Genomic DNA, 11,741 nt, shown 5'->3' on the forward strand with positions numbered 1-11,741 from the left:
TCAGTCAAATTATTAGCGACTGACACTCCCTCATCGGGAGCAAGCCCCCTCCCACATTTGGACAACATCGCTAGTCAGAGCAGCTCTCGGGCCAGGAATGGCGCGGTGCGGCTGGTTTTGTTTTTGGCCACCTTCTGCGGCGTCCCACTGGCAACCACCTTGCCGCCCAGGTCCCCGGCTCCCGGTCCGATGTCGATCACCCAGTCACTCTGGGCCACCACGCGCATTTCATGTTCCACCACGACCACCGTATGCCCCCCATCCACCAGTTGATTGAGCTGACTGAGCAGGCGGTCGACATCCCGTGGATGCAGCCCGGTGGTGGGTTCGTCCAGCACATACAACGTCGCGCCACGGGCATTGCGTTGCAGCTCGGTGGCCAGTTTGATGCGTTGCGCTTCGCCGCCGGACAGTTCCGTCGCCGGCTGCCCAAGGCGCAGGTAACCCAGGCCGATATCCCGCAGCACGTGCAGTGAACGCAGTACCCCAGGTTGTTCGGCGAACACCTCCACCGCTTGTTCCACGGTCAGCCCCAGCACCTGGGCGATGCTCAGGCCTTGCCATTTGACGGCCAGGGTTTCAGGGTTGTAGCGCGCGCCGTGGCAGGTCGGGCACGGTGCGTAGACGCTGGGCATGAACAGCAATTCGACGCTGACAAAGCCCTCGCCTTCGCAGTTCGGGCAACGGCCCTTGGCGACGTTGAAGGAGAACTGCCCGGCGTCGTAATCGCGCTTCTTCGCCGCTGGCGTGGCGGCGAACAACTTGCGCACGTTGTCGAACAAACCGGTGTAGGTCGCCAGGTTGGAACGCGGGGTGCGGCCGATGGGTTTCTGGTCCACCTGCACCAGGCGACGGATGTGCTCCAGGCCGGCACTGATGCGCCCGCCGCTGATTTGCGGGGCGTCGTCTTCCAGGCTCGGCTCTTCGTCGTTTTCCACCCGGCTGCCGAGGCCGCTGCCCACCAGTTCCAGCAGCGCCTGGCTGACCAGGCTGGACTTGCCCGAGCCGGAAATACCGGTGACCGCCGTAAAGCAGCCCAACGGGACATCCACGCTCAGGTCCTTGAGGTTATTGCGCGTCACGCCTTCCAGGCTCAGCCAGCCGCTGGGTTCACGGCGCGCCGGGTTCCCAGGGCGCTTGTCGGCGAACAGATAGGCCCGGGTCTGCGACGCCTCAACGTCCGCCAGACCGGCCGGTGGCCCGCTGTACAGCACGTGCCCGCCATGCTCGCCGGCGGCCGGGCCCACATCGATCAACCAGTCGGCGCGGCGCATGGTTTCCAGATCATGTTCCACCACAAACAACGAATTGCCCGCCGCTTTCAAACGTTCGAGCGCGGAGAACAACGCTTCGCCATCCGCCGGGTGCAGGCCTGCCGAAGGTTCATCCAGCACATAGATCACCCCGAACAATTGCGAACCCAATTGCGTGGCCAAGCGCAGGCGCTGCAACTCCCCGGACGACAGGGTCGGCGTGCTGCGCTCCAGGGACAGATAGCCCAACCCCAATTCGATCAAGGTACTGACCCGCTCCAGCAGATCCTCGGCAATACGCTGGGCCGCCAGGCGTTTTTCCACCGACAGCTTCATCTTGTCCTGCCCCGCCGCCACCGGCCGCAACAACGCGGCCAATTGCGTCAATGACAGTTGCGACAACTCGCCAATGTCCACCCCGGCAAACTTCACCGACAGCGCCGCCCGGGTCAGCCGCTTGCCCTCGCACAACGGGCAGGCGCTGCCCTGCATGAACTGCGACACGCGCTTCTTCATCAGCGCGCTTTGGGTGTGGGTGAAGGTGTGCAAAATGTAGCGCCGCGCGCCGCTGAACGTGCCCTGGTAGCTTGGCTCCAGCTTGCGTTTCAGTGCATCGCGGGTTTGCGCCGGGGTGAAACCGGCATACACCGGTACGGTGGGGGTTTCTTCGGTGAACAGGATCCAGTCGCGCTGCTTTTTCGGCAGGTCGCGCCAGGGAACATCCACGTCATAGCCCAGGGTCACGAGAATGTCGCGCAGGTTCTGGCCCTGCCACGCCAGGGGCCAGGACGCCACCGCGCGCTGGCGGATGGTCAGGGACGGATCGGGCACCATCAGCGCCTCGGTCACTTCATACACACGGCCCAGGCCATGGCATTGCGGGCACGCGCCCTGGGGCAGGTTCGGCGAAAAGTCCTCGGCATACAGCATCGCCTGTCCCGGCGGGTAGCTGCCGGCACGCGAATACAGCATGCGGATCAGGCTCGACAGGGTGGTCACACTGCCCACTGAGGAACGCGCACTCGGCGTGCCGCGCTGCTGCTGCAACGCCACGGCGGGCGGCAGGCCTTCGATGCTGTCCACATCGGGCACGCCGACCTGATCGATCAGGCGCCGTGCATAGGGCGCCACCGATTCGAAATAGCGGCGCTGGGCCTCGGCATACACCGTGGAAAACGCCAGGGACGATTTGCCCGAACCGGAGACGCCGGTAAACACCACCAGGGCATCCCGGGGAATGTCCACGTCGACGTTCTTCAGGTTGTGTTCGCGGGCGCCGCGCACCTTTACGAATCCAAGGTGCTGGGCAGTGATCGGAGGCATGGTGCGTTGTGACGTCATGAACAACCTTGTCTGGCGGTGAGCACGCTGCGCAGCCGTTGCGTCAGGGCCTCGGGGCTGTAGGGTTTGCTCAGCAAGTGAATGTCAGCGCTGAGCAGGTGATTGCTGGAGAGGATGTCGCGGGTGTGCCCCGAGGTGAACAGCACCGCCACCGGCGGCGTCTGGACGCGGGCCCACTCGGCCAGGTCGGTGCTTTTGATACGGCCGGGCATCACCACATCGGTGAAGATCAGGTCGGGCCGCACGCCGTCCTGCAAGGCTTGCATCGCGCGGTCGCCGTCTTCGGCGGTCAACACCGTGTAGCCTGCCTGTTCGAGCAGGTCCACCACGGTCACCCGCACATCCTCGTTGTCCTCCACCACCAGGATGGTCTCCTGGCCCATGTCGTGGGACACGGGTTCTGGGTGAGTCTCCTGGACTTCTTCGCCCAGGCTGCGCGGAAAGTACATTTGCACCACGGTGCCCTTGCCCTCCTCGCTCCACACGTCCACATGCCCACCGCTCTGGCGGACAAAACCAAACACCATGCTCAAGCCAAGGCCGGTGCCGTGACCATCGCGCTTGGTGGTGAAAAACGGCTCGAACACCCGCGACAGGATCGCCGCCGGCATGCCCACGCCAATGTCGGTGACGGCCAGGCGCACATACTCGCCTGGCTTGATGCTTTTGCCACGGCAATCCTTGGGGTTGAGGATGATGTTTTCACCGGTGATGCGAATCACGCCTTCGCCTTTCATGGCGTCGCGGGCGTTGATCGCCAGGTTGAGCAGCGCATTTTCCAACTGGTTGCGATCGACGTTGATGCACCAGGAATCCTGGGGCAGCTGCACGTCGATATGGATGGTTTCACCCAACGCACGTTGCAGCAGTTCGCCCAGCCCGGCGTAGATGCGCTGCGGGTTGTACACGGCCGGTGACAACGGTTGGCGCCGGGCAAAGGCCAGCAGTTGCGAGGACAGTTTGGCGCCCCGCTCCACCGCGGCAATGGCCGCCGTGACCCGCCGCTGCACCTGGGCATTCTCCGGTTCATGGCGAGCCAGCAGGTGCAGGTTGCCGGCGATCACTTGCAACAGGTTATTGAAGTCATGGGCCACGCCACCGGTCAGGCCACCAATGGCTTCGAGCTTTTGCGACTGGCGCAGTTGGTCTTCGGCGGCGGAACGCGCCTGGACTTCGGCGGCCACCCGTTGCTCCAGGTTATGGGTCAGTTCCTGGCGCACGCGTTCGGAATGCACGTGGGCGGTGGTCTCCACCACAATCGCCAGCACGCCGGCCGGTTGCTGGTTATCTCCGGCGACAGGGCTGTAATAGAGGTCCAGCCACACCGTTTCCGGCTGGCCGTTGCGCAGCAGCACCAGGTCTTTGTTGTTGAACGACAAGGTGCCGCCGGCCAGGCAGGTGTCCACCACATGGCGGTTGAAGTCGGCGACTTCCGGCCAGCCCAGCTCCACCGGCGTGCCGAGCAAATAAGGATGGCGGCCACCGGCAAACACCGAATAGCTGTCGTTGTAGATCATGTACCCCGCCGGCCCCCAGAGCATCACCATGGGCACGGGGGATGCCAGCATCATCTGCACGGTACAGGCGAGGCTGGTGGACCAGCGATCAAGGGGTCCCAGGTCGGTGGTTGACCAGTCAAATGCGCGAATGCGCTGGGCCATTTCGCCGGCCCAACCTTCACAGCCGTGGGGGTCGGATAAGAATTGCATCGTTCGGCTCTGCGCAGAGAAAGGACGGTCGCAAAATTTGGAGCGTATCAAGGGGCGATGGTTTCATTTTCTATAAATTAGGGGCTAATCACCGCCAGCGCTACCCGCCTCAGTGAAAATCCCGGCTGCGCACCGTGATGCCGTCCAGCAGCGGCGTCAGGTCGGTCAGGCGCCCGGCGATCAGGTGCCGCACCTCGCCCACCGCCTCCCAACGCCCGTCCACCTTGAGCAACCGCGACCCCACCAGGGCCTGGCGCTGGTGTTCGGCCAGGTCGCGCCAGACCACCACGTTGAGGTTACCGAATTCATCTTCGAGGGTGACAAAGGTCACGCCACTGGCCGTGCCGGGGCGCTGGCGACCGGTGACCAGCCCGGCGACGCTGACAGTGCGCCCATGCTCCACCGCCTGCAGTTCATTCGAGCTGCGGCAACGCCGTTTACGCAGCTCGGCGCGCAGCAGCGCCAATGGGTGCGGGCCAAGGGTGGTGCCAAGCAGGGCGTAGTCGGCGTGCAGATCCTCACCCACCGTCGGTTTCGGCAGTTCCACCCGCGCCTCATCGGGGCTGGGCAGGCCGGCGAACAAGCCAAGCTGCTTATGCACCCCTGCCACGGCCCAGCGCGCCGTATGCCGGTTGCCGGCCAGGGCACGCAAGGCCCCGGCATCCGCCAACAATGCCTGGGTGCGCGCATCCAGCTCGGCGCGGGCGTCCAGATCGGCAATATCCCTGAACGCCCGGCGCTGACGTGCGGCTTCGATACGCCGCCCATCCTCTTCGCGAAACCCCGAGATCATGCGCAACCCCATGCGAATCGCCGGCTGCTGGCCATCGATGGGCTCCAGGCTGCAGTCCCAGTCGCTGGCCTGCACATCCACCGGGCGGATCTGCAAGCGATGGCGCCGCGCATCCTGCAGGATCTGGTCCGGGCTGTAGAACCCCATGGGCCAGCTGTTGATCAACGCACAGGCGAAGGCCGCCGGTTCATGGCACTTGAGCCAGCAACTGGCGTAGGTCAGCAAGGCAAAACTGGCGGCGTGGGACTCGGGGAAACCATAGCTGCCGAAGCCCTTGATCTGTTCGAAGATCTGCGCGGCAAAAGCCTCGGTGTAGCCGTTTTTCAACATGCCGGTGCGCAGGCGTGCTTGATGCGGCTCCAGGCCACCGTGGCGTTTCCAGGCGGCCATGGAACGGCGCAACTGGTCGGCCTCGCCGGGGCTGTAGTCGGCGGCGACCATGGCGATCTGCATCACCTGTTCCTGGAACAGCGGGATGCCCAGGGTGCGCTCCAACACGGTTTCCAACTCCGGCGACGGGTAAGTCGTGGGTTCTTCCTTGTTCCGTCGGCGCAGGTACGGATGCACCATGCCACCCTGGATCGGCCCGGGGCGCACAATGGCCACCTCGATCACCAGGTCGTAGAATGTTTGCGGCCGCAACCTGGGCAACATCGACATCTGCGCTCGCGACTCGATCTGGAACACGCCGATGGTGTCGGCCTTGCTGATCATCGCGTAGGTGGCCGGGTCTTCCTTGGGGATCGTCGCTAGCGACAGGTCACGGCCACGATGGCGGCGCAGCAGATCGAAACAGCGGCGGATCGCGCTGAGCATGCCCAGGGCGAGAATATCCACCTTGAGCAGGCCGACCGCATCGAGGTCATCCTTGTCCCACTGGATGATGGTGCGCTCGGCCATGGCGGCGTTTTCCACCGGCACCAGGGTATCCAGCGGGTATTCGGAAATCACGAAGCCCCCGGGGTGCTGGGACAGGTGCCGGGGAAAACCGATCAGTTGCTGGGTGAGCGTCAGCACACGGCGCAGGATCGGGCTGTCCGGGTCGAAGCCGCCTTCGCGCAGGCGTTCCAGGGGCGGCGCATCGTCACTCCAGCGCCCGCAGCATTCGGCCAGCGCGTTGATCTGGTCCGGCGGCAAGCCGAGGGCCTTGGCCACATCGCGCACTGCGCCGGCGGCGTGGTAACTGCTGACCACCGCCGTCAGCGCCGCGCGGGTACGGCCATAGCGCTGGAACACGTACTGCAGCACTTCTTCGCGACGTTCGTGCTCGAAGTCGACGTCGATGTCCGGCGGCTCGTTGCGCTCCTCTGACAGGAAGCGCTCGAACAACGTACTCGTCAGGCTCGGGTCGATCTCGGTGATGCCCAGGGCAAAACACACCGCCGAGTTGGCTGCCGAACCCCGGCCCTGGCACAGGATCGACCGGCTGCGGGCGAAGCGCACGATGTCGTGCACCGTGAGGAAGTAGCTTTCGTAACCCAGTTTGCTGATCAGTGTCAGCTCGTGATGGATCTGCTGCAACGTCTTGGCGTCGACCCCGTGGGGCCAGCGCCGGGCGATGCCTTCATCGGTGACGGCGCGCAACCAGGATTCGGCATCATGGCCCTCGGGCACCAGCTCGCGCGGGTAGTGATAGCGCAACTGGCCAAGATCGAAGTGGCAGCGCTGGGCGATGGCCAGGGTTTCGTCGAGCAGCGCCTGCGGGTACAGCGTGGCCAGGGCGTCGAGGCTGCGCAGATGCCGCTCGCCATTGGGGTGCAGGCGCGTGCCGGCGTCGGCCACCGGCACGTGATGACGGATCGCGGTCATGGTGTCTTGCAGGGCGCGGCGGCCACGGGCATGCATATGCACATCGCCGCAGGCCACCGCCGGAATCTGCAGGCTGGCGGCCAGGTGCAGGCGTTGCTCCAGATGCCGCGCATCGTCCTGGCCGCAGTGCAGGTGCACCGCCAGCCACAGGCGTTCGGCGAAGGTACGGCGCAGCCAGTGGATCGAGGCCTGGGTGTCGCTGTCTTCGGCGACCCACAGCGCCAGCAGGCCGGGCAACGGCTGCTCGAAGTCTTCCAGCAGCAGGCGGTAGCGACCTTTTTCAGCCCGGCGTCGGGCCACGGTGATCAAGCGGCACAGGTGCTGGTAGCCGCTGAGGTCCTGTACCAGCAGCACCAGTTTCGGGCCGTTTTCGATGCGCACTTCGCTGCCGATAATCAGCGGCAAGCCCACCGCCTTCGCCGCCTGCCAGGCCCGCACGATGCCCGATAAGGTGCATTCATCGGTGATCGCCAGGGCGCTGTAGCCCTGGCGCTTGGCCCGCTCGAACAACTCCAGGGCGCTGGAGGCACCGCGTTGGAAGCTGAAGTTGGACAGGCAGTGCAGCTCGGCATAACTCATGCGAACCAGCCCTGCAGCCACAGCCCATCGCTTTGCCCCACGCAGCGATAGGCCCAGCCTTGCTGGCCGGCGCGGGTCTGGATCAGGTAGTAGTCGCGGCGAATATCAGCACCGTCCCACCAGCCGGATTCGATGCGCTCCGGGCCCATGAGGATCTGCACGCCCTGCTCGGCCAGCAAGGTCGGTTCGTCAAGCAACCAGCCGGGACGCCGCACCTTGCCCAAGGTGGCGCACGGGCTTTTATCCGCCGCCATTTGCCAGGCGCATTCGGGGCGATGGTCGGCATGGAAGCGCAGGCCTTGCACCGCCTCATCCCCCAGGCGTGCACGCAGGCGTTCGCGCAATTGTTCCCACGGCAGGGTCTGTTGCGGGCGATCGTCGAACAGGTCCTGGCGTTGCGGCACGAACACCGGCAGGTCCTGGGCCACCAGGCGAAAACCACGCACCGGCGAGGTGACTTGCACGTGCTCCAGGCGCCCACGGGCCAGTTCGAACAGCATCGCCGGCTCACGCTCGGCGCTCAGCAGGCCGACCTTGATCACACTGTCCGGTGCATCGGCATGTTCCAGGTGCAGGTCGAAACGCTGCACGCCACTGTCACGGCCGCAGAGGAACGCCGAGAGGTCGCCGGTCAGACGGCGCAGGGGGAATAACAAGGCCTGGTGGGATTGCACATCGAAATTCAGCTCGATGCGCACATCGAACTGGTCCGGCGGCTGATAGAACGCCAGGGCCAACGGCCGTTGTCCGGTCAAGGCATCGAGGTGCTTGAGCAGGCTGGCGTCAAAGCGCCGCGCCAGGGTGTGCCGGGGCAACGCCTGCACTTGGGCCAGGGTACGCAGGCCCATGCGCGACAACGCGGTGGCCGCTTGCGGGTCGAGGCCGGCGCGGTCGATGGGCAGTGGCGCCAGGGCCTGGAGCAACGCATCCTCATCGGCCACGGCCAGGCCATCGTAGAGATTGGCCAGCACCCGCGCCGCCGCCGGGTTGGGGGCGGCGACGATACGGTGACGAAAGCCCAGCTCGCTCAGTTCCTGGCGCAGGCGTGCCTCGAACCGAGGCCAGGGCCCGAACAGGCCCAGGCTCGATTCGATCTCGAACAGCAAGGCACGCGGGTAATACACACTGACCTGGGAGCTGAAGCGGTAGGCCCAGGCGGCGAGGAACTGCTGCCAGCGCTCGATCTCCACGGGGTCGTATTCGGCACAGGCAAAGGTCTTGGCCAGGGCATGGGCGGCCGTCAGCGATTGCCCCGGGCGCAGGCCCAATGCGCGGGCGGCGTCATTGACAGTTTGCAGCACGCGCCGCTGCGGCGTGCCGGCCAGCAGCGCCAGGGGTTGGTCGGGCTCGGGGTGCAGGCGCTGCACCCCGTCCAGCGCCAATTGCGGGAAGACAATACACACCCAGCGCATGGCAACCTCAGTGCCCCGCCAGTGCAATCGGCGCCGGATGAGCCAAGCCACCCCGGCACTTGAGCACCCGCACCCGGGCAGGTTTGGCCTCGACGGCCAGGCGCAGGGCGGCGGGCGAAGGGTTGATCGCTTCACTCAAGGCGCGCCAGGCAAACGCCAGGGTCTGCCCGGTTTCCGCAGCCACCTGCAAGCGACGCAAGGCGCGGTCATCCGCCTTGTGCGGCCAGCACAGCACCGCGCCGCAACTGCCGGAGCGCAGGCATTGTTCCACCGCCCACAGCACATCCCGCGCCTCGGCCTGGACCACCGACAGCTGGCGCAAATCCACCCCGGCGTTCTGCCACGCGTGGGGGTACGGGGTGTAGGGCGGCGCCACCAGCACAATGCGCTCCCCCGCCGCCGATAACCGCGCCAGGGTCGGCAGCACCAGTTGCAGTTCGCCGATACCGTCCCTGGCCATCAGGATTTCGCTCAAGGCCGACTCCGGCCAGCCGCCCGTGGGCAGCACCGCATCCAGCGCCGCCAGCCCCGTAGGCTGCACGCTGGCCGGAGGCGCGACAGGCCGGCCTTTCCAGACGCGGCCGCCATTGAACAGCGTATCCAGTGCAACCACGGCGCCCATCAGCCTTGCCTCACCAGGCCGCAGAACACCCCTTCGATGGCCAGGTCCTGGTCGGGCCCGACCACAATGGGTTGATACGCAGGATTGCGCGGCAGCAGGCGAACACGCTCGCCACTGCGCTCGAAACGCTTGATGGTGACTTCACCGTCCAGGCGCGCCACCACAATCTGCCCGTTCACCGCTTCGGCACTGCGGCGCACGCCCACCAGATCGCCGTCGAGGATGCCGTCCTCGATCATCGAGTCGCCTTGCACCCGCAACAGATAATCCGGGGTTTTCGCGAAAGTGGCGGGGTCGAGTTGCAGGCGGCTGTGCACGTCGGCATCCGCGCCGATGGGCCGGCCGGCCGCCACTCGGCCGAGCACCGGGACATCCAGCCACTCCGGGCGCGGGGGCTGGTTGAGCAAACGAATGCCGCGCGCCTGGTTGGGGTTGACCTCGATGAAACCGGCTTCGGCCAGGGCCACGACGTGCTTGCGTGCGACGCTGCGGGAGGCAAAGCCGAACGCCTCGGCGATCTCGGCGAGGCTGGGGGGTTGGCCTTGCTGCGCGATACGGTCGCGGATGAAGGTCAGGATGGCGGTGCGGCGGGGGGTCAGGGTCGTCATGGAGTACATTTGTACTCCTCTGGGAAATTTCTTACAAGAGCCGGTAGTCGGGGTTGGGGGGTATGCAGATCAAACCGGGGGAGGCCCAGAAGCCGCCAAGCTCATCCCCCTCCCGCCATATGCTGCGCAATCCTGCCCCTCAACCACCGCTCCGCCGGGTCATTGTCATGCACACCACTCCACACCATCGACAACTCCGCCGCGTCGATCGCAAACGGCGGATCCTCTGCCCGCAGCGCCGTGCCCTCGGTCAACGCACACGCCGCATAGTCGGGCACCGTGGCAATAATCTGCGTACCAGCCAGCAGCGCCCGCAAGCCACTGAACTGCGGTACCGCCAGCACCACCCGCCGGGCACGGCCGATACGGGCCAGGTCCAGGTCGATATTGCCGCTCAAGTCCCCCGAGAACGACACCATCGCATGGGGCCGTGCGCAATAGTCGTCGAGGGTCAGCGGTTCGACGCCGTCATCCCCGCGCAGCACCTTGCAGGGAATGTCCCGCAGTTTCCTGCGCTTGGCATTCGCCGGCAGTTCAGTGGTGTAGCTCACGCCCACCGAGATCTCGCCACTGGCCAGCAATGCGGACATCAGCAGGTAATTGGCGCGGCGTACCACCACGATAATGCCCGGGGCTTCTTCGCGCAGTTGGCTGAGCAACGGCGGGAACAGGCCGAACTCGGCGTCGTCGGACAGGCCGATGCGGAACACCGCACAGCTGGTGGAAGGGTCGAAATCCTTGGCGCGGCTGACTGCGCCTGAAATGGTGTCCATGGCCGGTTGCAGCTCCTTGAGTATCGCCACGGCGCGTGGCGTGGGCTCCATGCCCCGGCCGTTGCGCAGCAACAACGGGTCGTCGAACAAATCTCGCAGCCGGCCCAATGCCGCACTCACCGCCGGTTGGCCCATGAAGAGCTTTTCGGCGACCCGGGTCAGGTTCTTCTCGAACATCAGCGCTTCGAAAATCACCAACAGGTTCATGTCGACGCGGCGCAGGTCATTGCGGTTCATGGCGGTATCCAAACGGTTAGCAGGCTCCCAGCTAAGCAGACAGGACACTGCCTGGATTGCATGCCTGTGCTGTCTTTTCCGCGACCGAACCTGGCGAAATTAACAACGATTAACTCGCCAGCCAGCCGGCGGGGCGCCAAAAATGAGCCGGTCTACACTGCATCCATTCACCGGGAACGCTCCCATCGACTGCGGATATCCGTCATGGCCCGACCTGCGTATTGTGCTCCTCGCTTATCCGCCACCGGCGGCCTGTGCCCCCGGCGCGAACGAATCGCCAAGCAATTGATCCTCGCCAACCTCGGTGAAAGCCTGGCGATTGCCGACCTGGCCCAGGCCTGCGCCCTGTCGCGCAGCCATTTTTCCCGCGCGTTCAAGTGCACCACCGGGCTGTCGCCCCAGGAATGGATACGCCAGCAACGCATCCAGCGGGCCAAGGAGTTGATCACCGGTTCCTCCTTGAGCCTCACGCAAATCAGCCTGGAGTGCGGCTTTTGCGACCAGGCGCATTTCTGCCATATGTTCACGCGCAGCGAGGGCGTCAACCCGATGACCTGGCGAAATCACCAACTGCGTCACAAGCCTCGGGAGATCGCTGCCTAGTG

Annotated in this window: 8 protein-coding genes; 1 reads left to right on the forward strand and 7 read right to left on the reverse strand. The window is 65.3% G+C overall.

The window, feature by feature from the left end; genetic code table 11:
* Positions 1-74: 74 nt before the first annotated feature.
* The 7 genes from uvrA to FX984_RS05375 form a co-directional block, all read right to left on the reverse strand.
* Positions 75-2,594 carry an excinuclease ABC subunit UvrA gene (gene uvrA / locus FX984_RS05345; RefSeq protein ID WP_146477993.1) on the reverse strand — a complete coding sequence of 840 codons (2,520 nt, stop codon included), beginning with the start codon at positions 2,592-2,594 and terminating at the stop codon, positions 75-77.
* Positions 2,591-4,303 (reverse strand): ATP-binding protein, encoded by a 1,713-nt coding sequence (locus FX984_RS05350; protein ID WP_027608655.1) that lies wholly within the window; start codon positions 4,301-4,303, stop codon positions 2,591-2,593. The genes uvrA and FX984_RS05350 overlap by 4 nt, the downstream gene beginning before the upstream one ends.
* Before the next feature lie 109 nt (positions 4,304-4,412).
* On the reverse strand, positions 4,413-7,505 hold the full coding sequence (locus tag FX984_RS05355; protein WP_222435072.1) for an error-prone DNA polymerase: 3,093 nt from the start codon (positions 7,503-7,505) through the stop codon (positions 4,413-4,415).
* Positions 7,481-8,896, reverse strand: a complete 1,416-nt coding sequence (locus tag FX984_RS05360) for a Y-family DNA polymerase (protein ID WP_098479277.1) — start codon at positions 8,894-8,896, stop codon at positions 7,481-7,483. Before FX984_RS05360 ends, FX984_RS05355 begins: the two co-directional genes overlap by 25 nt.
* 7 nt (positions 8,897-8,903) lie before the next feature.
* Complete coding sequence (gene imuA, locus FX984_RS05365; protein ID WP_027608658.1) at positions 8,904-9,518, reverse strand: translesion DNA synthesis-associated protein ImuA; 615 nt, start codon at positions 9,516-9,518, stop codon at positions 8,904-8,906.
* Positions 9,518-10,135 carry a transcriptional repressor LexA gene (gene lexA / locus FX984_RS05370; RefSeq protein WP_098479276.1) on the reverse strand — a complete coding sequence of 206 codons (618 nt, stop codon included), beginning with the start codon at positions 10,133-10,135 and terminating at the stop codon, positions 9,518-9,520. Before lexA ends, imuA begins: the two co-directional genes overlap by 1 nt.
* A gap of 92 nt (positions 10,136-10,227) precedes the next feature.
* Positions 10,228-11,136: a LysR family transcriptional regulator gene (locus tag FX984_RS05375; protein WP_027608660.1), complete on the reverse strand. Its 909-nt coding sequence runs from the start codon at positions 11,134-11,136 to the stop codon at positions 10,228-10,230.
* A 204-nt stretch (positions 11,137-11,340) separates the two neighbouring features.
* Between FX984_RS05375 and FX984_RS05380 the strand changes: the two genes are divergently transcribed.
* A complete protein-coding gene (locus tag FX984_RS05380) occupies positions 11,341-11,739 on the forward strand; it encodes a helix-turn-helix domain-containing protein (RefSeq protein WP_027608661.1) in 399 nt (132 codons plus the stop codon).
* The last annotated feature ends 2 nt before the right edge of the window (positions 11,740-11,741 follow it).

Origin of the sequence: Pseudomonas marginalis (assembly GCF_008692035.1) — a bacterium.
In the GTDB taxonomy this organism is placed as follows: Bacteria; Pseudomonadota; Gammaproteobacteria; order Pseudomonadales; family Pseudomonadaceae; genus Aquipseudomonas; species Aquipseudomonas marginalis.

Excerpts from the sequence above, each read along its gene's own strand:
- FX984_RS05350 (WP_027608655.1), bottom strand. The coding sequence starts at position 4,303 with ATGCAATTCTTATCCGACCCCCACGGCTGTGAAGGTTGGGCCGGCGAA.
- lexA (WP_098479276.1), bottom strand. The coding sequence starts at position 10,135 with ATGTACTCCATGACGACCCTGACCCCCCGCCGCACCGCCATCCTGACC.
- imuA (WP_027608658.1), bottom strand. The coding sequence starts at position 9,518 with ATGGGCGCCGTGGTTGCACTGGATACGCTGTTCAATGGCGGCCGCGTC.
- FX984_RS05375 (WP_027608660.1), bottom strand. The coding sequence starts at position 11,136 with ATGAACCGCAATGACCTGCGCCGCGTCGACATGAACCTGTTGGTGATT.
- FX984_RS05380 (WP_027608661.1), top strand. The coding sequence starts at position 11,341 with ATGGCCCGACCTGCGTATTGTGCTCCTCGCTTATCCGCCACCGGCGGC.
- uvrA (WP_146477993.1), bottom strand. The coding sequence starts at position 2,594 with ATGACGTCACAACGCACCATGCCTCCGATCACTGCCCAGCACCTTGGA.
- FX984_RS05360 (WP_098479277.1), bottom strand. The coding sequence starts at position 8,896 with ATGCGCTGGGTGTGTATTGTCTTCCCGCAATTGGCGCTGGACGGGGTG.